This window comes from Plasticicumulans acidivorans (genome assembly GCF_003182095.1).
GTDB lineage: Bacteria > Pseudomonadota > Gammaproteobacteria > Competibacterales > Competibacteraceae > Plasticicumulans > Plasticicumulans acidivorans.
Genome location: NZ_QGTJ01000002.1, coordinates 266,419 through 288,393 on the forward strand (window position 1 = coordinate 266,419; position 21,975 = coordinate 288,393).

17 protein-coding genes are annotated in these 21,975 nt (G+C 69.6%); 10 read left to right on the top strand and 7 right to left on the bottom strand.

Features of this window, described 5'->3' with window-relative positions:
* Positions 1-7 precede the first annotated feature (7 nt).
* From C7443_RS03830 to C7443_RS03845, 4 genes are all read right to left on the bottom strand, one after another.
* Positions 8-2,410 (bottom strand): DNA topoisomerase I, encoded by a 2,403-nt coding sequence (locus C7443_RS03830; RefSeq protein WP_110017244.1) that lies wholly within the window; start codon positions 2,408-2,410, stop codon positions 8-10.
* A 90-nt stretch (positions 2,411-2,500) separates the two neighbouring features.
* Positions 2,501-2,977, bottom strand: a complete 477-nt coding sequence (locus C7443_RS03835; protein WP_110017245.1) for a Smg family protein — start codon at positions 2,975-2,977, stop codon at positions 2,501-2,503.
* 12 nt (positions 2,978-2,989) lie between these two features.
* Complete coding sequence (gene dprA / locus C7443_RS03840; protein ID WP_110017246.1) at positions 2,990-4,111, bottom strand: DNA-processing protein DprA; 1,122 nt, start codon at positions 4,109-4,111, stop codon at positions 2,990-2,992.
* 16 nt (positions 4,112-4,127) lie between these two features.
* The gene (locus C7443_RS03845) at positions 4,128-5,252 is read right to left on the bottom strand and encodes a LysM peptidoglycan-binding domain-containing protein (protein WP_110017247.1); all 1,125 of its coding nucleotides are present in this window, start codon (positions 5,250-5,252) and stop codon (positions 4,128-4,130) included.
* A gap of 180 nt (positions 5,253-5,432) precedes the next feature.
* Between C7443_RS03845 and def the strand changes: the two genes are divergently transcribed.
* The 9 genes from def to C7443_RS03890 all read left to right on the top strand — a co-directional run bounded on the left by def (position 5,433) and on the right by C7443_RS03890 (position 14,927).
* On the top strand, positions 5,433-5,945 hold the full coding sequence (gene def / locus C7443_RS03850; RefSeq protein WP_110017248.1) for a peptide deformylase: 513 nt from the start codon (positions 5,433-5,435) through the stop codon (positions 5,943-5,945).
* Between the two features lie 68 nt (positions 5,946-6,013).
* Positions 6,014-6,958, top strand: a complete 945-nt coding sequence (fmt, locus tag C7443_RS03855; RefSeq protein ID WP_110017249.1) for a methionyl-tRNA formyltransferase — start codon at positions 6,014-6,016, stop codon at positions 6,956-6,958.
* Positions 6,955-8,466, top strand: a complete 1,512-nt coding sequence (rsmB, locus tag C7443_RS03860; protein ID WP_246004534.1) for a 16S rRNA (cytosine(967)-C(5))-methyltransferase RsmB — start codon at positions 6,955-6,957, stop codon at positions 8,464-8,466. The genes fmt and rsmB overlap by 4 nt, the downstream gene beginning before the upstream one ends.
* Positions 8,463-9,035, top strand: coding sequence for a DUF4390 domain-containing protein (locus tag C7443_RS03865; RefSeq protein ID WP_170123482.1), 573 nt, complete (start codon positions 8,463-8,465; stop codon positions 9,033-9,035). The genes rsmB and C7443_RS03865 overlap by 4 nt, the downstream gene beginning before the upstream one ends.
* Positions 9,032-11,239 carry a sensor histidine kinase gene (locus tag C7443_RS03870; RefSeq protein ID WP_110017251.1) on the top strand — a complete coding sequence of 736 codons (2,208 nt, stop codon included), beginning with the start codon at positions 9,032-9,034 and terminating at the stop codon, positions 11,237-11,239. The genes C7443_RS03865 and C7443_RS03870 overlap by 4 nt, the downstream gene beginning before the upstream one ends.
* A complete protein-coding gene (locus tag C7443_RS03875; protein ID WP_110017252.1) occupies positions 11,236-12,609 on the top strand; it encodes a sigma-54-dependent transcriptional regulator in 1,374 nt (457 codons plus the stop codon). Before C7443_RS03870 ends, C7443_RS03875 begins: the two co-directional genes overlap by 4 nt.
* A gap of 11 nt (positions 12,610-12,620) precedes the next feature.
* Positions 12,621-13,997, top strand: coding sequence for a Trk system potassium transporter TrkA (trkA, locus tag C7443_RS03880; RefSeq protein ID WP_110017253.1), 1,377 nt, complete (start codon positions 12,621-12,623; stop codon positions 13,995-13,997).
* A gap of 7 nt (positions 13,998-14,004) precedes the next feature.
* Complete coding sequence (locus tag C7443_RS03885; protein ID WP_110017254.1) at positions 14,005-14,577, top strand: class I SAM-dependent methyltransferase; 573 nt, start codon at positions 14,005-14,007, stop codon at positions 14,575-14,577.
* Positions 14,578-14,594: 17 nt separating this feature from the next.
* On the top strand, positions 14,595-14,927 hold the full coding sequence (locus tag C7443_RS03890) for a tetratricopeptide repeat protein (protein WP_110017255.1): 333 nt from the start codon (positions 14,595-14,597) through the stop codon (positions 14,925-14,927).
* A 4-nt stretch (positions 14,928-14,931) separates the two neighbouring features.
* Here the strand turns inward: C7443_RS03890 and C7443_RS03895 are convergent, their stop codons facing one another.
* Positions 14,932-15,834 (bottom strand): lysophospholipid acyltransferase family protein, encoded by a 903-nt coding sequence (locus C7443_RS03895; protein ID WP_246004535.1) that lies wholly within the window; start codon positions 15,832-15,834, stop codon positions 14,932-14,934.
* A gap of 44 nt (positions 15,835-15,878) precedes the next feature.
* Entirely contained in the window at positions 15,879-16,616 is a 738-nt protein-coding gene (locus C7443_RS03900; RefSeq protein WP_170123483.1) for an MlaA family lipoprotein, read from the bottom strand.
* 347 nt (positions 16,617-16,963) lie between these two features.
* On the opposite strand from C7443_RS03900, the gene C7443_RS03905 reads away from it, so the two are divergent.
* Positions 16,964-17,530: an MliC family protein gene (locus C7443_RS03905; RefSeq protein WP_246004566.1), complete on the top strand. Its 567-nt coding sequence runs from the start codon at positions 16,964-16,966 to the stop codon at positions 17,528-17,530.
* A gap of 6 nt (positions 17,531-17,536) precedes the next feature.
* On the opposite strand, the gene C7443_RS03910 is transcribed toward C7443_RS03905, so the two are convergent.
* Positions 17,537-21,928: a YCF48-related protein gene (locus tag C7443_RS03910; RefSeq protein WP_146213227.1), complete on the bottom strand. Its 4,392-nt coding sequence runs from the start codon at positions 21,926-21,928 to the stop codon at positions 17,537-17,539.
* Between the last annotated feature and the right edge of the window lie 47 nt (positions 21,929-21,975).

The following is a 21,975-nucleotide window of genomic DNA, read 5'->3' on the forward strand; positions in this document are numbered from 1 at the left end:
GGCGGGTTCAATCGGCCTTGGCGCTGGATTTCGGCGCTTTTGCGGCCTTCGGGGTCTTGGCTTCCTTGGCCGCTTTCGGTTCTTTGACCGCTGCACTGCGGCCGCGGGCACCGGCTTTTTTCTCCGGCGCCGCCGCCAGCAGTTCGAGGCACTCGGCGAGTGTCAGGGCAGCCGGCTCGCGATCCTTGGGGATCTTCGCGTTCTTCTTGCCATCGGTGATGTACGGACCGTAGCGGCCGTTGAGCACCTGCACCGGGCTGTCGTCGAACACGCGGATGTACTTGTTCGCCTCGGCTTCCTTGTGCGCGGCGATCAGCTCCAGCGCGCGCTCGCGGGTCAGCGTGTAAGGGTCGTCGTCACCCTTGAGCGAGCAGTACTTCTTGCCGTACTGCACGTAGGGGCCGAAGCGGCCGACGTTGGTGCGGATCGCTTCGCCCTCGGCGGTTTCCCCGAGCGAGCGCGGCAGCTGGAACAGGTCGAGTGCCTCATCCAGCGTGATCGTGTCCATGCGCTGCTCGGCGCGCAGGCTGGCGAATTTCGGCTTGTCGGCGTCGTCCTTGGTGCCGATCTGCACGAACGGCCCGAAACGGCCGATGCGCACCGACACCGGCTTGCCGGACTGCGGATCGATGCCGAGCTCGCGCGCCTGGGCGACCTCCTCGCGCGACACGGAGGTTTCCTTGTCCGTGACCAGCGAGCTGAACGGCCCCCAGAACTCGTGCATCAGCGGCACCCAGTCCTTTTCGCCGCGGGAGACTTCGTCGAGCTCGTCTTCGAGCTGCGCGGTGAAGTCATAGTCGACGTAGCGGGTGAAGTGCTGGGTGAGGAAGCGGTTGACGATGCGGCCGACGTCGGTCGGCACGAAGCGGCGGTTTTCGATCACCGCATATTCGCGCGCCTGCAGCGTCGAGATGATCGCCGCATAGGTCGACGGCCGGCCGATGCCGTATTCCTCCAGCGCCTTGACCAGACTCGCCTCGCTGTAGCGCGGCGGCGGCTCGGTGAAGTGCTGATCGGCGCTGATGTCGCGCAGTTCGATGCGGTCACCGACCGCCAGCGGCGGCAGCACGCGGCTGCTGTCCTCGTCGTCGGCGTCCTTGGCCTTGGCGTCGTCGACGCCTTCCTCGTAGACCATCAGGAAGCCGGGATCGGCGATCGTCGAGCCGCTGGCGCGGAAGGTGTTGCCGGTGCCGCAGGCGAGATCGACAGCGACGGTGTCGAGCGTCGCCGGGATCATCTGGCAGGCCACGGTGCGCTTCCAGATCAGCTCGTAGAGCTTGAACTGCTCGGCGCTGAGGTGGCCGCGCACCTGCTCGGGCTCGATCACCGCAGAAGTCGGGCGGATCGCCTCGTGGGCCTCCTGCGCGTTCTTCGCTTTGGTCTTGTAGACGCGCGGCTCGTCGGGAACGTTGTGCGCGCCGTACTTGCGGCTGATCAGCTCGCGGATCTCGGTGAGAGCCTCGGCAGCGAGGTTGACCGAGTCGGTACGCATGTAGGTGATCAGACCGACGTTGCCCGAGCCGATGTCGACGCCTTCATACAACGCCTGCGCCGTGCGCATTGTGCGGTTGGCGGAAAAGCCGAGCTTGCGCGAGGCTTCCTGCTGCAGGGTCGAGGTGGTGAACGGCGCCGCCGGATTGCGCTTGCGCTGCTTCTTGTCGACCTTGGTGACACTGAGCGTGCCCTGGGCGGCAGCGAGCAGGCTGCTGCGCACCGCGGCCGCACGCTCACCGTCGCTGATGCTGAACTGCGTGAGTTTTTCGCCGGCGAATTCGATCAGCTTGGCGCCGAAGGCCTGCTGCTTGAAGCAGGCGGCACCGATGCTCCAGTACTCGCGCGGCTCGAAGCGTTCGATTTCTTCTTCACGCTCGACGATCAGGCGCAGCGCCGGCGACTGCACGCGGCCGGCAGACAGACCGCGGCGGATCTTCTTCCACAGCAGCGGCGAGAGATTGAAGCCGACCAGGTAATCGAGCGCGCGGCGCGCCTGCTGGGCGTTGACCAGGTCCATTTCCAGGTCGCGCGGATGGCTGATCGCTTCCTGGATCGCGCGCTTGGTGATTTCGTGGAACACCACACGCTTGACCGGCTTGCCGTCGAGCAGCTCGCGCTCGCGCAGCAGCTCGTAGAGGTGCCAGCTGATCGCCTCGCCTTCGCGGTCAGGGTCGGTCGCCAGAAACAGCGCGTCGGCCTTGGCCAGCGCCTTGGCTATCGCGTCGACATGCTTCTGGTTGCGTTCGATGACTTCGTACTTCATCGCGAAGTCGTGACGCGGATCGACCGCTCCCTCCTTGGGGACCAGATCGCGCACATGGCCATAGGAGGCCAGCACCTCGAACTCCTTGCCGAGGTATTTCTTGATCGTCTTGGCCTTGGCCGGCGATTCCACGATGACCAGGTTCTTGCTCATGCTCGCTTCACTGCTGCGCTCAGGCGAAGTGCAGAGGCCGCGCACGCCGTAGCGGGCCAACGTGCCGTGGGCGGGAAAATGGGGGCAATGCTAGTGGAGATAGCCGGTGACGTCATCGAACAGGAGATCTTCGACCGCCGCGTAGGCGTCTTCCTGTCCGGGCTGATGAAACAGCACCATCATGATCAGCCACTTCAGCTGCGTGCTGTCGATCTCGTCGGTATCGAGCGCCATCACGCGGTCCATCACCAGCTCGCGGGTCATCGGCGACAACACGCCGACCTGCTCAAGCTGCATCAGCAGACCACGGCATTCGACATCGAGCCGCACGCACTCTTCCGCGGTGAAAATACGGAAGGAGCGGTCGGTATTGACCGGTGCCGCTGGGTCCTGCTGGCGCTCGACGAGGCTGTCGAGCCACTCGAAGGCCTGTTTGACTTCACGGGTGGCGAAACCAGCCTCGATCAACTCGCTGCGCATGGACTCGCGATCGGAGTCGGCATCGATGTCCTCGCTGATGAAGTTCTGGAACAGGTACATGAGTACGTCCAGGACATTCTCTTTCATCTCCACCTCGCATCAGACAAGCCGGACGAACAGGCCGCCGGGGGCGGAGGATACGTATCCGTCCAGCTCAAGGATCAGCAGCATGGATGAAACCACCTCGGCCGTCAATCCGCTGCGCTGGACCAGAAGGTCCACCGAAGACGGATCATTTCCCATTGAATCCAGCAGGTTACGATAGTCATCGTCAAGCTGCCCGGGCGTTGGCAGCGACGCCGCCGCAGCCTCGACCGCCGGGGCCGGCAGCGGCGTACGGAGTGCGGCATGCAGGTGCGGGGCAAGCTCGCCGAGGATCTCATCGGCAGTTTCGACCAGCTTCGCCCCCTCGCGAATCAGCGCATGGCAGCCGCGTGTCAGCGGGTTGTGGATCGAACCCGGCAGAGCGAACACTTCGCGCCCCTGCTCCGCCGCCAGCCGCGCCGTGATCAGCGAACCGCTCTGCAACGCCGCCTCGACCACCAGCACGCCGAGCGAAAGGCCGGCGATGATGCGGTTGCGCCGCGGAAAATTCTCCGCCAGCGGCGGCATCCCCAGCGGAAACTCGCTGATCAGCGCACCTTGGGCATCGGCAATCGCATGTGCGAGATCCCGATGGCGCGCCGGGTAGACTCGGTCCAGCCCGGTACCGAGCACTGCCAGCGTGCGTCCGCCCGCCGCCAGCGCCCCGGCATGCGCCGCGCCATCGACGCCGAGTGCCAGCCCGCTGGTGATCGCCAGGCCGTGTGCGGCCAGGCCGCCGGCAAAGGCATGGGCATCGTCGCGACCGCTGCGGGTCGGCCGCCGCGTGCCGACGATGGCCAGCTGCGGATCACTGAGCAGGCCGATGTCACCGTGCACCCACAGCAGTGGCGGCGGATCGGCGATCGCGGCCAGCTGCGGCGGATAACCCGCGGCGCCCAGACACAACAGATGATTGCCGGGACGCTGCGCCCAGGCGAGATCGGCCTCGATGCCGGCCGGATCCGCCGCGGCAAGCACCGCGCAGCCGGCCTCCGGCACGCCGGCGCCCCGCCAGGCCTCGCGCCCCGCCGCCAGTGCCGCGGCAGCCGATCCATGGCGGGCGAGCAGTGCGCCGAAGCGTGCCGGACCGACCCCCGGCGCACGCGCCAGCAGCAGGCTCGCAGTCAGTGCGTCCATCATCCGGCCAGGCCGATCAGGGCGCGCCGACGCGGTCCCTCACGTGCATGTCCCGCGTAGCGCTCATCACCAGCGCGTAGCTGACACGATCGAAGGTCTTGTAGACCATCAGTATGCCGGCCTTCTGATCAGGCAGTGTGACGTCATCGCCGCCGCCCGGTGCACGCTCATCCCGAACCACCCGGCCGGCTTGATAACCACCGAGCACACTACCGACCTCGACCCCGTCACGCTTACCGATGCTGAGTACCACGGAGTGATATTGGCCGATCAGCGAAATACCATCGAACACATCGAGGATGTAGCCATGTACTCCGGGTGCAACCGGCTTCGGCGTGAAATAAAACACGCTGTCATCGGTATCCCGTGCCGTCGGCAACAGGCGATCCCCTGCCAGCGCCTCACGGCGCGTGGACAACAGGCGCAAGGTCGCCGGATCGCCGTCGGCCTCAAGCTCGGCCTCACCGACGTCCAGCCCGTAGAAGCCGAGGGACTCGCCCGTCTCCGGGTGCCGGTATTCGCCAGCCGGCCGGTAGACGTGCCAGAAACGCGCGGCTGGCGGCTCGATGCCGCGCACGTAAACCACATCACGTGCGCCAAAGGTCACACGCGGATCGGGTCCCGCCAGCAGATAAGGCGCTTGCTGCCAATCGTTGCTGTCGAGCACGACGGCCTGGCGCAGAAAGGGGCTGATCAGATCACGCTGAATTGTCGGGACCGCCTCGTGCAGGGCTTCTTCACGGATCTGCGGCGACAGCTTGATGGTGCCGCCAACCCGCGTACCGCTGCGCGTCGTCGCCACCCGCAGACGCGGCTGCGAACCTTCGTAATACAGCTCGATCACGTTACCCGGATAGATGCGGTGCGGATTGGCGATCTGCGGATTGACGTGCCAGATCTCGGGCCAGCGCCAGGGCTGGTCGAGGAAACGCCCGGCGATATCCCACAGCGTATCGCCCGGCACCACCGTGTAGCGCTGCGGGGCGCCGCTGCGCACCTTGAGCGGCTCGCTGGGGCGGGCACTGGCAGCCGTGGCCAGCAGCGGCGGTGCCGTGCGCTGCGCGCCGTCCGCTGCCGACGAATCCAGCCCCTGCGTGGCACAGGCACCGACGGCGCCGGCAAACAGGGCGCTGATTAACATCCTTCCGGGAAGCGTCATGCGGCGAAGTCCTTGAATCCGAGCGGGCGGCCGGAGTGTAGCGAAACCCTCCGCCGAGGGCACGCGCACCCGGCGGATGCTACCGATGACGGGCGAATCCGTTAGACTGACGGCCACTTGCCGGCGCCCGCAGCGGGCGGATCCGCCACTGAACGAACACGTATGGCCAAACTCGACATCCTCCACTTCCCCGATCCGCGCCTGCGCAAGCGTGCAACGCCGGTCACGACCTTCGATGCCGCCCTGCAGGGACTGATCGACGATATGTTCGACACCATGTACGAGGCGCCTGGCATCGGCCTGGCGGCGACGCAGATCAACGTCCAGAAACGCCTCGTCGTCATCGACGTTTCTGAAGAAAAAAACGCGCCGCTGGTGCTGATCAACGCCGAGATCCTCGAAAAACGCGGCGAAGAGGAAATGGACGAAGGCTGCCTGTCGGTGCCCGGCTTCTACGAGACGGTACAGCGCGCCGAGTGGGTGCGGGTGCGCGCGCAGAACCGGCACGGCGAGTTCTTCGAACTGGAAACCGACGGCCTGCTCGCCGTGTGCATCCAGCACGAGCTCGATCACCTTGAGGGCAAGCTGTTCGTCGACTACCTGTCATCGCTCAAGCGCGACCGCATCCGCAAGAAACTCGAAAAGGAAGCCCGCCAGCAGGCCGGCTCCCGCTGACGCCCCGGTGAATGCAACGGCGCCGACCTGGCGCCGTTGGCGTTTCTCTCCGGGTCACCGAGGCCATCATGTCCAGCCGCATCATTTTCGCCGGTACGCCGGAATTCGCCGTGCCTTGCCTTGAGGCCCTGCTCGCCTGCGGGCACGCGCTGGCCGCCGTCTACACCCAGCCCGACCGGCCGGCCGGCCGCGGCCGCGCGCTGGCCGCCAGCCCGGTCAAGCAGTGCGCCGCCGCCGCCGGCGTGCCGGTGTATCAGCCCGTCAGCCTGCGCAATGCCGCCGCACAGGCCGAACTCGCGGCGCTGCGCCCGGATCTGCTGGTCGTCGTCGCCTACGGCCTGATCCTGCCGCAGGCGGTGCTCGACATCCCGCCGCGCGGCTGCGTCAACGTCCACGCTTCGCTGCTGCCGCGCTGGCGCGGCGCGGCACCGATCCAGCGCGCACTGCTCGCCGGCGACGCACAGACCGGCGTCACGCTGATGCGCATGGAAGCCGGACTCGACACCGGACCGATGCTGGCGACCGCGATCACACCGATCGCCGCCGGCATGAGCGGGGGTGAACTGCACGATGTGCTGAGCCGCCAGGGTGCAGCGCTGCTCGCCGAACACCTCGACGCCCTGCTCGCCGGCTCGCTGCCCGCCAGCGCGCAGGACGATGCGCTGGCCTGCTACGCCGCCAAGCTCGACAAGGCCGAAGCCGTGCTCGACTGGACACGCCCGGCAGCCGAGCTGGAACGCCAGGTGCTGGCCTTCAATCCCTGGCCGGTGGCGCAGACCACGCTGGCCGACGCCACCGTGCTGCGCATCTGGCGCGCGCAGGCGCTGGCGCAGGATACCGACGCGACAGCGGGTCGGGTCATCGCCGAATCGCGCGCCGGCATCGACGTCGCCTGCGGCCGGGGCTGCCTGCGGCTGACCGAGCTGCAGCTGCCGGGCAAGAAAGTGCTGCCCGCCGCCGATATTCTCAACGGCCGCCATTTCGTCGGCCAGACGCTGGGAGCCGGCGCATGAAACCACCCCACCAGCCAGGCAGCGACGCCGGCGACGAACCGCTGCGGCGCAACCGCCCGCGTCCGGCCGCCGCCAAGCCCGAACAAAGCGCACCGCCCGCCGCGAAAAAATCGGCGGCCAAGCGCAATTCCCGCACCGCCGCCCCGCGGCCGCGCAAGCAGCCCGCTGCCGCGGGCGCCGCACGCCCGGCGCGCGCGAGTGCCCCGCGCCTCGACGTACGCACCGCCGCGGCGCTGACCGTCGCTGCCGTGCTCGACGGCGGCAGCTCGCTGTCGAGTGAGCTGCCACGCCAGGCCGCCCGCGTCGCGCCGCGCGACCGCCCACTGCTCGCCGAACTGGCCTACGGCACGCTGCGCTTCTTCCCGGCGCTCGATGCCCGCCTCGCCCGCCTGCTCGACAAGCCGCTGGCCGCCGGCAGCGCGAACGTGCGCGCGCTGCTGCTGCTCGGCCTCTACCAGCTCGAACACCTGCGCGTGCCCGACTACGCCGCCGTCAGCAGCTGCGTCACGGCCGCCCGCGCACGGCCGGACACCGCCTGGGCCGCGGGCTTGATCAACGCCGTGCTGCGCAACAGCTGCCGCCGTGCCGCGGAGCTCGATGCGGCCCTCGCCAGCGATCCGGCAGCGCAGCAGGCCCATCCCGCCTGGCTGCTCGAACGCCTGCAGACCGACTGGCCGCAGGCGTGGCCGGCGATCGTCGCCGCCAACAACAGCCATGCGCCGCTGACGCTGCGCGTCAATCTGACGCGCGGCAGCCGTAGTGAATACCTGGAGCGGCTGACGGCCGCCGGCATCGCCGCCAGCGCCCATCCGCTGGTCGACAGCGCCGTCGTGCTCGACAACCCCTGCGAGGTCGAAGCACTGCCGGGGTTTGCCGAAGGTGCGGTCTCGGTGCAGGACGCTGCCGCCCAGCTCGCCGCCGTGCTGCTCGCCGCCGCGCCCGGCGAGCGCGTGCTCGATGCCTGCTGCGCGCCGGGCGGCAAGACCGGACACCTGCTGGAGCACACGCCCGGCATCGAACTGCTGGCGATCGATGCCGATGCCGGCCGTCTCGGCCGCGTGCACGAGAATCTCGCCCGCCTCGGCCAGAGCGCCGAGGTGCGCTGCGCCGATGCCGGCAACCCGCCGGCGTGGTGGGACGGGCAGCCGTTCCAGCGCATCCTGCTCGATGCACCCTGTTCGGCGACGGGTGTAATCCGCCGTCATCCCGACATCAAGGCACTGCGCACGGCGGCCGATCTCGACAGTCTGGCGCAGCGCCAGCTGGCGCTGCTCGATGCGCTGTGGCCGCTGCTCGCGCGCGACGGTATCCTCATCTATGCGACGTGCTCGGTGATGCGCAGCGAAAACGAGGGAACCCTGAACGCGTTCCTTGCCACACATGCCGATGCCCGCGCCGAACCGATCCGCACCGAGTGGGGGCAGCCCTGCGGCCCGGGTCGTCAGATCCTGCCGGGTGAAGCCGGCATGGACGGCTTCTTCTACGCCTGCCTGCACAAACTGCCGTGAACCAAACCGCCGGCCACACCGCTCTGCTCCGCACGCTGCTCGGTGTGCTGCTGGCGGTCGTGCTCGGCGTGCCGGCGGCCTGGGCCGACGGCTTCAAGGTGGTGCGGGCACACACGACGACGACGGATTCGGTAATCCGCCTCGACGCCCGTCTCGAATTCGACTTCACACCGCCGCCGCTGGAGGCGCTGCGCAACGGCGTGCCGCTGACCATCGAGGTGCAGATCGAGGTGCTGCGCGCACGCGAATGGGCCTGGGACGAAACCGTCGCCAGCGTGCTGCAGCGCTACCGCCTGGAGTATCACGCGCTGGCCCGCCAGTTCGTGGTGTTCAACCTCAACAGCGGCGAGCTGCGCAGCTTCCCGACGCGCAACGGCGCCATCGAGTTCATGGGCCGCATTCAGGACTTCCCGCTGCTCGACCGCGCCCTGCTGGTCAAGGGCGGCAGTTACTACGGCCGCCTGCGCACCACGCTCGACATCGAATCGCTGCCGCCGCCGCTGCGGCCGCTGGCCTATCTGTCGAGTGACTGGCGGCTGTCTTCGCCCTGGTACGCGTGGTCGCTATGAAACACCTGTCGGCCGGTCGCGGCTTCCTGCTCAATCTCGGCGTGCTGGTCACGCTGCTGTTCGCGCTCGGCCTGATGAGCGAGGCGACCGGCAACTCGACGCGCTTCGGCGAGCTCTATTCCTGGCTGCTGGTCGGCAGCGTGATCGGCTTCGTGCTGCTCGCCGTGCTGATCGGCGGCAACCTGCTGCGCCTGGCACGCCAGGTGCGCGCCGATGAACCGGGCTCGCGGCTGACGCTGCGCATGTTCCTGCTGTTCGCGGCGATCTCGGTGGTGCCGGTCTCGGTCGTTTATTACTTCTCGGTGCAGTTCATCGCCCGCTCGATCGATTCCTGGTTCGACGTGCGCGTCGAAAAAGCCCTGGAAGACGCGCTGGAGCTGTCGCGCACGGCGCTCGACCTGCGCATGCGCGAGGTGCTCAAGCAGACCACCCGCATCGCCGCCCAGCTCGGCGAAAACAGCGACCGGCTGACGACGCTGACGCTCGCCGAACTGCGCGGCGAGAGTGATGCGCAGGAGCTGGCGGTGCTCAAGCTCGACGGCAGCGTGGTGATGGTGGCCGGCAACGACACCGTCAGCCTGGTACCGGAACGGCCGCCGGACGTGGTGCTGGCGCAGGTGCGCCAGGGCAGCGACTACGTCTCGCTCGATCCGACCTCGGAACTCGGCTTCCAGCTGCGCACCGTGGTGCGCATCCCGGCGCGCTTCACGCTCGGCGACGAGTGGCTGCTGCAGGGGTTGTTCCCGGTCGCCGACCGTTTCAACACGCTCGGCCATTCAGTGCAGACGGCGTTCGATTCCTACCGCGAGCTGGTCTTCCTGCGCGCGCCGCTGAAGACCACCTTCATCCTGACGCTGTCGCTGGTGCTGCTGCTCGGCATCCTCAGTGCGCTGTCGACGGCGGTGTACTTCGCCCGCAAGCTGGTGCAGCCGGTGCGCGATCTGGCCGAAGGCACCCGCGCGGTCGCCGCCGGCCAGTACGACAAGCAGCTCGCCCCCGGCGCCAACGACGAGCTGGGCTTTCTGGTGCAGTCGTTCAACGAGATGACGCGCAGCCTCGCCACGGCGCGCGACTCCGCGCTGCAGAGCCGGCAGATGGTCGAGGGCCAGCGCGCCTACCTCGAAACCGTGCTCGCCCGGCTGTCTTCGGGTGTGCTGACACTCGACCACGACGGCCAGCCGCGCACCTTCAACGCCGCGACCATGCAGATCCTGGTGATGGACCCGACCGATCCGCTGCCGGACGATCCGGACGCGCCGATCCATCACCTGCTCGACGCCATCGCCCCGCACCTGGCCGCCGACACCACCGACTGGCGCCAGGAAGTCGCGCTGTTCATGCCCGGCGGGCGGCGCGTGCTGATGTGCCGCGGCTCGCGGCTGCCGGATGCCGTCGGCCTCAAGGGCGGCCACGTGCTGGTGTTCGACGACATCACCACGCTGGTGCAGGCCGAGCGCGATGCCGCCTGGGCCGAGGTCGCACGCCGCCTGGCCCACGAGATCAAGAATCCGCTGACACCGATCCAGCTCGCCGCCGAGCGCATCCGCCACAAATACCTCGGCAAAATGAACGAGGAGGACGGCCGCGTGCTCGACCGCGGCACGCACACCATCGTCCAGCAGGTCGCGGCGATGAAGGAAATGGTCGATGCCTTCAACGAATACGCCCGCGCCCCGCAGCTGCGCCTGGTGCACCTGAACCTCAATGAATTCATCACCGAAGTGCTCTACCTGTACCGCGAGTACCCGGCCGGCGTGGAAATCGTGCTCGATCTCGACGCGGCCAATCCCGTCATCGAGGCCGACAAGGGCCGTCTGCGCCAGCTGCTGCACAACGTCACCAAGAACGCCATCGAGGCCATCCGCGACGGCCACGGCTCACAGCTGGCGATCAGCACCCGGGTGCTCGCCGAGGGCATCGAACTGGTGTTCCAGGACAATGGGCCGGGCTTCCCGGAAGGCTCGCTCGGCAATGTCTTCGAGCCCTACGTCACTACCAAACCCAAGGGGACCGGGCTAGGATTGGCGATCGTCAAAAAAATCGTTGAAGAGCACGGCGGCCTGATCCGCGCGGAAAACGCCCCTGAAGGCGGTGCCCGCATCGCGATCCGCTTCCCCGCCAGCCATACGGCCGCTGCTCCGGCGCCCGCCTCCGCGGCCGCCGCATCCACACTGCCACTGACGCGAGCCGAGGAGGCCGGATGAGCGCAGCCCATATCCTCGTCGTCGATGACGAGCCCGATATCCGGGATCTGGTCAAGGAAATACTCGAAGACGAGGGCTACGAAGTCAGCACCGCCGAAAACGGTGCCACCGCCCGCGAGGCGCGCCGCGCGCGCCGCCCGGATCTGGTCCTGCTCGACATCTGGATGCCGGATATCGACGGCATCAGCCTGCTCAAGGAGTGGGCCGAGGGCGACGGCCTGCCGTGCCCGGTGATCATGATGTCGGGCCACGGCACCGTCGAAACCGCGGTCGAGGCCACCCGCCTCGGTGCCTATGACTTCATCGAAAAACCGCTGTCGATGGCCAAGCTGCTGCTGACTGTCGAACGGGCGCTGGAAGCCGACAAGCTGCGCCGCGAGAACATCGGCCTGCGCCGCCAGGCGCGCCCGGTGGCCGAGCCGGTCGGCCGCAGCGACACGGTGCAGAAGCTCAAGGCACAGGCGCAGCGCATCGCGCTGCACGAAGCCCCGGTGCTGATCACCGGCGAGCCCGGTACCGGCAAGGAGATCTACGCCCGCTTCATCCATGCCAGCAGCCCGCGCAAGGCCGGGCCGTTCATCGACGTCGGCGTCGGTTCGATCGCGCGCGAGAACTCGGCGCTGGAACTGTTCGGCTCCGAAGCCGGCGACAAGGTCCATTACGGCCGCCTCGAACAGGCCAGCGGCGGCACGCTGTTCCTCGACGAACTCGCCGACATGGCGCCGGAAACCCAGGCCAAGCTCGCCGGCGCGCTGGAAAACGGCTCGTTCCTGCGCATCGGTGGCAAGGAGCCGGTGCAGGTCAACGTGCGCGTGATCGCCGCCTCGCACCGCGATCTCGAAACCGAAGTCCACGCCGGGCGCCTGCGCGAGGACCTCTACTACCACCTCAACGTGCTGCCGATGCGCCTGCCGCCCTTGCGCGAGCACTGCGAGGACGTGCCCGAGCTGCTGACCTACTACGTCAACTTCTTCGTCGATCAGGAAGGGCTGCCGTACCGCAACTTCACGATGGCGGCACGCAACCGTCTGCGCAATTACGGCTGGCCGGGCAACATCCGCGAGCTGAAGAACCTGGTGCAGCGCCTGCTGATCCTCGGCGGCGAGGAAGAAATCACGCTGGAAGAAGTCGAGGCGGCGATTTCGCACGTGCAGCCAAACCGCGCCCGCGACATCGGCCACATCCCGCTCGACCTGCCGCTGCGCGAGGCGCGCGAGCAGTTCGAGCGCAACTATCTGCTGCAGCAGTTCAAGGAATGCGACGGCAACGTCGCGCGCCTGGCTGAAAAGGTGGGCATGGAGCGCACCAACCTGTACCGCAAGCTGCGTGCGCTCGGCATCGATCCCAAGCGCGCGCCCGAGGACGAGTGAGCGGCTGACGCATGAAGATCCTGATTCTCGGCGCCGGCCAGGTCGGCACCTCGGTCGCCTACAACCTGGCCTCCGAGAACAATGACATCACTGTCGTCGACACCCGTGCCGACGTGCTCGCCGATCTGCAGGACCGCATCGACATCCGCACCGTCTGCGGCGCGGCCTCGCACCCCGAGGTGCTGGCCGCCGCCGGCGCCGCCGACACCGACATGCTGATCGCGCTGACCAACAGCGACGAGGTCAACATGATCGCCTGCCAGGTCGCCGACAGCCTGTTCCGCACGCCGACCAAGATCGCCCGCGTGCGCACCGCCGAATACACCCAGTACCCGGCGCTGTTCGGTGAAAAAGGCCTGCCGATCGACGTGCTGATCGCCCCCGAGCAGCTGGTCACCGAGCACATCCAGCGCATCATCGAGAATCCCGGCGCGCTGCAGGTGCTCGACTTTGCCGACGGCCTGGTGCGCCTGGTCGGCGTGCGCGCTTATTACGGCGGCACGCTGGTCGGCAAGGAACTGCGCTCGCTGCCGGCGCACATGCCGGGCATCCACACCCGCGTCGCGGCGATCTTCCGTCACGGCGAGTCGATCCCGCCGGACGGCGATGCCGTCATCGAGGCTGACGACGAAGTCTTCTTCATCGCCGCGAAGAAAAACATCCGCGCGGTGATGGCCGAGCTGCGCAAGCTCGACAAGCCGATCAAGCGCATCATCCTCGCCGGCGGCGGCAACATCGGCCGGCGGCTGGCGAAGGCGCTGGAAGAGCGCTTCCAGGTCAAGATCATCGAACGCAACATCGAGGTCTCGCGGCGCATCGCCGAGCAGCTCGACCGCACCATCGTGCTCGCCGGCGACGCCGCCGACGAAGAACTGCTGCTCGAAGAAAACATCGAGCACACTGACGTCTTCTGCGCGGTGACCAACGACGACGAAGCCAACATCCTGTCCTCGATGCTGGCCAAGCGCCTCGGCGCGCGCAAAGTCATGGCGCTGATCAACCGCCCGGCCTACGTCGACCTGGTCGAGGGCAGCGGCCAGATCGACGTCGCCATCTCGCCGCAGCAGGCGACCATCGGCACGCTGCTGACGCACATCCGCCGCGGCGACGTGGTGCGCGTGCACAGCCTGCGCCGCGGCGCCGCCGAGGCCATCGAAGCCGTCGCCCACGGCGATCGCGCCACTTCGAAGGTCGTCGGCCGTCGCCTCGAAGAAATCAAGCTGCCGGCCGGCACCACGATCGGCGCCGTCGTGCGCCACGGCGAGGTCGTCATCTGCCATCACGACACGATGATCGAGGCCGACGACCACGTGATCCTGTTCCTCACCGACAAAAAGCGCATCAATGACGTCGAGCGCCTGTTCCAGGTCGCCGTGACCTTCCTCTGAGACGCCGATGAGCGCCGCCGACCGCGAACGCTGGGACGCGCGCTACCGCGCCGGCACGCGGGCGGCCAGCGCCGCAGCGCTCCTGCGCGACAACACGCACCTCCTGCCCCGCCGCGGCCGTGCCCTCGATCTCGCCTGCGGCCTCGGCGGCAACGCGCTGCTGCTCGCCGCGCACGGCCTCGACACTGAAGCCTGGGACGTCTCCGCCGTCGCCCTCGCGGCCCTCGCTGCACAGGCGCGCGCGCAGGGGCTGGCGCTGAGCACCCGGCAATGCGACCTCGACGACACGCCGCTGCCGCTGCAGACCTTCGACGTCATCGTCGTCGCGCGCTTTCTCGACCGCCGCCTGTTCGCCGCGCTGCCGGCGGCCCTGCGCCCCGGCGGCCTGCTGTTCTACGAAACCTTCAGCCGCCTGTCGGCGCACGGCCCGGCCAATCCCGACTGGAAACTCGCCGACAACGAACTGCTCGCCGCCGCGCACGGCCTGCGCCTGCGCGTCTACCGTGATGAATGGGATGCCGGCGACGAGACCCGCGGCCTGCGCGGCCTGGTCCAGCTGATCGCCCAGAAACCCGCCTGAACGCGAGGAAGCCACCGATGAACCCCGCCGCTCTCGAAGCCATGCTCGCCCGCGGGCAGGACAACGCCCTGCTGCGCTTCACCCTCGGCCAGCTCTACCTGCAGGCCGGCGAGGCCGCGCGCGCCATCGAGCACCTGCAGCGCGCCGTCGAACAGGACGCCCAGTATTCGGCGGCGTGGAAACTGCTCGGCCGCGCCCGTCACGCCGCCGGCGACGCCGCCGCGGCCGTCAGCGCCTTCGAGCACGGCATCGCCATCGCCCGCGACAAGGGCGACCTGCAGGCGATGAAAGAAATGCAGGTGTTCTGCAAGCGCGCCCGCCGCGACGCCGACGCCGCGCCCGGTCACTGAGCGCTCAGTAGAACGGCGGCTCGCCGGCCGGCCGCGTCTTGAAGCGCTTGTAGCTCCACAGGTACTGCGCCGGCACGCGGCGGATCGCCGCCTCGACGCCGGCGTTGAGCGCGGCGAGCGAAGCGGCCTGGTCGGCGCTGCCGATGGCGGCATCGAGGCGGGAGAACACCAGGCGAAACCCCGCCGCGTGCGCCAGGCGCTCGGCATAGACCAGAAACACCGGCGTGCCGGAGCGTGCGGCGAGGCGCGAGACCAGCGTCATCGTGCACGCCGGGATGCCGAAGAACGGCGCGAATTCACCGTTGTCGGCACCGGGGTCCTGATCCGGCAGGATGCCGGCGACCTCGCCGTGGCGCAGCGCCGCCAGCAGCGCGCGCACGCCGCGCTGATCGGTCGGCACCAGCCGGGCGCCGCCGCGCTCGCGGCCGCGGCTGACCAGCTCGTCGATGCCGAGCCGTGTCGGCCGGTACAGGCTGGTGATCGGCGAGAGGCTCGCCGCATACAGGCCCGAGACTTCCCAGGCGCCGAGGTGCGGCGTCAGCAGCACCACGCCGTGGCCGGCGGCGACCGCGGCGCGGTAATCGGCCTCGCCGTGTACCTCGCGCACCAGCGCCAGCACCCGCGGCAGCGGCCATTGCCACAAGGCGCCGAGTTCGAGCATGCCTTTCGCCGTTTCCATCAGATTGCGGCGCAGCAGGCGCCGGCGCTCGGCGGCGGACAGCTCGGGCCAGCAGGCGGCGAGATTGCGCGCGGCGATGCGCCGCGTGCCGTTCGGCAGCAGCCACAGCCCCGCGCCGATCACGCTGCCGAGCGCGTGCACCACGCCCAGCGGCAACCGGGCGAGGCCGCGCAGCATCGCCTGCACCCAGCGGGCGCGGCGTTCACGGGAGATCAGTCGGTGTTTCATCGTCTCTCAAAGCACGACGCCCGCAGCGGCGGGCGTCGTCGGTGTCACTCGTCGAAGCGCCGCGGGGCCAGCGGCGGATTACCGTCGTAGATCAGACTGCGGCGGCGTTCGAGGTAGGCGTCGCGCGTCTGCAGGTAGCGATCGAGCACGGCGCCTTCGATGACGCGCTCGCTGCGCAGCAGGTCGGCGCGCCGGTCGATCAGCCGCAGCGCGACCATCGAGTTGCGCAGCGGCACGTCCTTGATCAGCCACACCGGATCGACGTTGAAGGCATCGACGCCCATGCCGACGGTGTCACGCAGCGTACTCGGCCCCCAGAGCGGCAGCACGAAGTAGCTGCCTTCGCCGACGCCCCAGTGCGCCAGCGTCTGGCCGAAGTCCTCGTTGTGTTTGGGCAGGCCCCAGGCCTGCGCGACGTCGAAGAAGCCGAGCACGCCGAAGGTGGTGTTGAACACCATGCGCGTCAGATCGATCAGCGCGTCGTCGACCTTGAGCTGCAGCAGGTTGTTGACCAGGTTCAGCGTGTCGCCGACGTTACCGAACATGTTGGTGATGCCGTCGTCGAGGAACTGCGGCGTGACGTACTGGTAGCCGCGGGCGATCGGCTTGGCGAAATACTCGTCGATGTTTTCGTTGACGCCGAACATCCAGCGGTTGTAGCCGGGCAGACGATCGAGCGCCTCGGGATCGAGCGGCGCGAGATTCGGCTGCGTGGCACAGGCGGAGACGATCAGCGACAGCGCCGCGACACCGGCGCGCAGCGTGGAGCGAAAAGCATTCATTGGAGCCGGGTTCCTTTGGGACGGCGGCAGGGCGGAATGGGCCGATGATAACTGCAAGCCGTGAACGCCTGCCACGCTGCAAGGCGCCGACAGCCGTGCAAAAACCGCATGAGCGTCCTGCACAAACGACATCGCTGCCGGGCCGGCGCAGACCTCGGTAAAGCCGCCGCGCAGGCTCTCGACCATGCCGCCCGGCTGCTGCGGCTGCTTTACTTCGACGGTGCCGTACCCCAGCGCGTGCGCCGCGATCGCCCCCGACCGCGCAGCGCATGTGACCGCTCCGCCCGATGTCCGCAGGAGACCTGCCCTTGAGCCCTCGACACCTCACCCGATGCGGCGGCCTCGCGCTGCTCTGCCTCACATTCGGCCCGGCACGCGCCGCCGACGGACCCGCCTTCGATTGCCACAAGGTCGCCGACGGCAGCATCGCCGCGCTGATCTGCGCCAGCCCGCCGCTGTCGGCGCTCGACCGCCAGCTCGCCACGGTCTACGCCGCCGCCACCCGCAAGGCCGCAAACGAGCACCCGCCGACCCTCAAGGCCGAACAGCGCGGCTGGATCAAAGGCCGCGACGAGTGCTGGAAGAGCGACGACAAAACCGGCTGCGTGCGCGAGGCATACCGCCAGCGCATCGCCGAACTGCAGGCCCGCTACCGTCTGGTCGAAGCCCGCGGCCCGTTCCACTACCGCTGCGCCGGCCAGCCCGGCAATGAGCTCGTCGTCACCTTCTTCGCCACCGAACCGGCGACGCTGATCGCCGAGCGCGGCGACAGCGTCTCGCTGATGTATTCGCAGCCGAGCGGCAGCGGCGCCCGCTACGAAGGTCGCAACGAAAGCTTCTGGGAACACCACGGCGAGGCGCGCGTGCGCTGGGGCGCCGACGCCGCGGAGATGAACTGCAGCGTCACCCGCTGAACCCGCTCAGCGGATCGCGATGCCCTCGCTCAAGGCCAGGAAGCGACGCAGCTGCGCCGCGCTCGGCGGCCAGCTGTCGGCACCGAAGCGCTCGCGGTGACGGGCCACCGCGACATCGAGCGCCGCCTGCTGCGCGGGGGTTGCATGGGCATCGTCGAGGCGCCCGCCGCGGGAGCCGGCCTCGTCGAGCAGAGCTTCGGGCTCGACCAATTGCCGTGCCCCGAGCGCGACCAGCAGCGCCTCCGACAGCGGCGCTTCGTCCGTATGCGCCGCCGGCGCCACGCCGAGCAGACGGCGCAGCAGGCGGTCGAACGGCCCCGCGTCGCCATCGAGCGGGCGCTGGCGCATCGCCACGTAGCGCACCCGGTTCTGGTAGCGCTTGAGCGCGCGCGGCGTCGGCCGGCGCACGGTCAGCAGATACGGCAGCCAGATGTCGAGCGCATCGGCAAAGTGCTGGGAATCGCGCACCACGATGTCGGGCCGGCGCAGGCGTACGGCGAGCAGCGCAAGCGCGATCAGCAGCGCGACACCGACGCCGCTCGACAGCAGCGGCCGCTCGGCCGCCTGACCGGGTGCCGCCACCGCGGTGGCCCGCTGCGGCCCGGCCAACGCCGGCAGCGGCGCGGCCGGCTCGACACCGGCCTGCGCCCCCGGCGACGGTGGCACCGCAACCGCCAGCAGTGCGAGGTCCGCCGGCGGCTCCGGCGTGATCCCCGCCAGATAGAAGCCGCCGCCCGCAGCGGCGACCACCAGCGAACCGCCCAGCAGCACGCTCGCCAGCCCGTGCAGACGCCGCTGCCAGCCGTGCAGCCGCTGCTCGCCGGCCGGCGCGTGCTCACCGCCGGCCAGCATGCCGCGGCTGCGCGGCGGATCGGCGGGGTCGAGCAGCGGCACCGGCACTTCGATGTTGATCAGCTTTTCCAGGTAGTCGCGGGCGTAACGCTCGCGCTTGGCGCGGGCGCGCTCCTCGTCGCTCAGCGGTTCGCCGCGCACGCTGGCGGCCTGATCGGCCATCTCCTGCGCCAGTTCCTTGAAGGCGATGCCGAGCGCGCCCTGGACTTTCTCCTTGTCGATGCCGAGCACGATGAAGCAGTCGCCGGACGACACCAGGAAGTTCACCGCCTCCAGCACTTCGAGCACGTGGTCGGGCTGGCAGCGGTCGAGGTCGTCGATCAGGATCAGCATGGTGCGCGGTTCGAGCGCGCGGGTGACCTCGGCGAATTCCTGCTGGTAGCGGTAGCGGAAACTGGTCTGCGCGCCGAGATCGCGCACGCTGGTCTTGTCCGACAGGCTGGCGAGCAGCACCTCCGGCTTAACGCCGAAAGCGCGCACCGCCTTGAGCAGGCCGGAGCCGGCCGCCAGCGCCGCGGCCAGCGCCGCCAGGCCGCGCGCCAGGCCGCCGGCACTGCCCGTCGTCGCCTGCGGCCGGGCTTCGCTGGTCTTTTCGGTCTCGTCCGCCACGGCGTTCGCAGCGGCTGGCAGGGCGCTGATGTTGCTGCGCTTGTCGCCCGCTTCGCCGCTGGTCAGCGCCGCCGTGAACTGCGTCGTCAGCGTCTGCGTCAGCGCCCAGGCACGCTCGAAGCGCAGCGGAAAATCCTTGAGGAAATAGCCGCCGGACCAGCAGGCGAGCAGCAGCACCAGCAGCGCCCACGGCCAGCGCCGGCCGGAGCGGATCATCAGCAGCCGCCAGCGAAAACGCAGGCCGTCGAGGCTCCAGCTCGGCGGGATCGCCTGGCGGCGGATGCCGTCGATCAGCGCCGCCAGCAGGTGCTCTTCCTTCTGGTGGTGCCAGGCGTTGAACCACACGGCGCGCACACCATGGCGCTCCAGCTCGCCGCGCAGCAGATTCATCAGCGAGCTCTTGCCAGTGCCCCAGTTGCCGGTGATCGCCAGCGTCAGCGGCGGGCGCGTGTGCTCGTTGCGCATGAAAAACGCCAGCCCGCGCGCCAGCGGCGCGAAGGCCAGCGCATCCGGCTCGCCGGGCTCCAGCGGTTTGTCGGAGGCCGGTGCATCGGCGACCGAGGGCTGTGCTGCGTATTCGGCGCGCGGCTTGCGCACGGCCAGCAGCAGCAGGCCGATGCCCGCCGCCCAGGCCAGCGCCATCCACGGTGCCGGGTCGCGCTGGTAACGCGGCCAGTCGCGCGCCGCCGCCTCCGGGTTGAGCTCGCCGCCGCGCCAGCTGCGGCCGCCATCATCACTGGCGAGCAGCGTCGGACCGTTACCGACGACGCGCACGCTCCGGCCATCGGCACTGGCCTGCACGTCGAGCAGGTTCTGCGCGCTCAGCCGCGGCAGGCGCTGCCAGCGCTCGCCGCCGTCGCTCGTCGCCAGCAGCGTGCCTTCGGCACCGACCGCCCAGCCACGGCGGCCATCGGCGGCGAAGCTGACGCCGTAGAGGGCGACATCGACACCGCTGGGCTGCGTCTGCCAGAGCTGGCCGCCGTCGCGGCTGACCAGCAGCGTGCCGCGCTCGCCGACCGCCCAGGCACGGCGCAGGTCGTCAGCGCAGTGCAGCGCGTTCAGCGGCTGGATGCTGCCGCTGGCCTGCGCACGCCACTGGCGACCGTCGACGCTGGCGAGCACGCTGCCGCCATCCCCGACCGCCAGCGCCTGCACGCCGTCGGCCGCGGCGCAGACCGCCCACAGATCGCGGCCGCTGCCGCTGCTCTGCGCCTGCCAGTGCGTGCCACCGTCACTGCTGGCGAGGATCGTGCCGCGATCGCCGACCACCCAGCCGTGACGCGCATCGGCGGCGAACGCCACGGCGCGCAGGCGGCGCGGCGTACCGCTGTTCTGCAGCTGCCAGCGCTCGCCGCCATCGACGCTGGCCAGCACCACGCCCTGCGTATCGCCGGCGTAGCCGTCACTCGACCCGTCAGCGACACCGACCGCCCAGCCGTGACGGCCGTCGGCGGCAAACTGCAGGTCGAGCAGGCTCAGGCCCGCCACGGCAAGCGGCTGGCGCGGCTGCCAGCGTTCGCCGTCATCGCTCAGCGCCAGACGGCCGCCGGCAGCCGTCGCCCAGGCCGGAGCCTGCGCCGCGCTGAACTGCAGCCGCGCCAGCCACTGCGCGCCGCCGCGCACCGGCCGATACCAGTGCGCGCCGCCATCAACACTCGCCAGCAGCGTGCCGCGCGGCCCGGCGGCCCAGATGCGCTGAGCGTCGGCCGTCATCCGCACCTGCTCGAAGGCCAGTCCGCGCGCCTGCGCCAGCGCCTGCCAGCTGGTGCCGCCATCACGGCTGACCGACAGACCGAGTGCGCCGGCCGCCACGCCGTACTGGCCGTCGGCGGCGAAGTCGACCGCCTGCATGCGCGCCGGCGCCGCGGCCGGCCGCCAGCTGACGCCGCCGTCGCCGGTCAGCAGCAGCGTGCCGTCAGCGCCGCTGGCCCAGCCCCGACCGTCAGCCGCGACGTGGATCGCGCCCAGGCTGGCACGGCTGCCGCTGGCCTGCGGCTGCCAGGACTGGCCGCCGTCACGGCTGGAGAGGATGCTGCCGGCCTCGCCGACCGCCCAGCCGCGCGCCGCATCGAGGAAGTACACCGCATACAGCGTCGGCGGCGGCAGCGCCCGCGTCGGCGCCGGTTCCTGCCAGCTGCGACCACCGTCAGTGGTCGACAGCTGCAGGCCGTTCTCGCCGACGATCCAGCCATGCACGGCGTCGACGAAATACACGCCGTACAGCGTCGCGCCGGCGGCGATGCGCTGCGCCTGCCAATGCTGGCCGCCGTCGGCCGTGCTCAGCAGCCGGCCGTCGGCGCCGACGGCCCAGCCGTCGCGGCCGTTGGCGAGGAAGTACAGGGCGTTCAGCGGCAGCGGCGGACCCGTGCGCGGCGGCTCGACGATCGGCGGTTGCTGCTGTTGCTGTTGTTGCGCCGCCGGCGCTTGCTGCTGCACGGGCGATGGCTGCACAGGCTTGAAAGCCGAGTTGTTGGTGTTGCTCGGCGCTTCGACCGGCGGGGCGATGCCCGCCAGTGCCTTGTCGAAGCTCGCCGCTGCGGCGGTCATCGCCCCGGCGGCGGACTCCGCCGCCATCGGCAATTCGGCCTCGGCCCATTGCCGCTGCCAGACGATGCCGCCGTCGGCGCTGTAGAGGATTTCGCCGGCGGCGCTCAGCAGCCAGACGCCCGTGCCGGCGAGCTGCACGTCGACGATGTCGGCGCCGAGCAGCGGCTGACGCATGAAGGCGTTGTACTCACGCGGGGCGCTCCAGCCGTCGACGCTGAGCAGTGAAGCCGGCGGCTGCCAGGCATCCAGCCGCGGTGGCTGACGCAGCGCGAGCACGGTCGACACCAGCAGCAGCAGCGCGCCGCCGAGCAGGCTCAGCCCGCGCGCGGAGCGCAGGGCGAAGGCCGCCGGCCGGCGACGGGACAGACTCGCGGTAGCGGACTTGGCCATCGTGCTGCCCTCCCCGCCGGCGGCGGTCATGCTCGTTCAGCACAGAC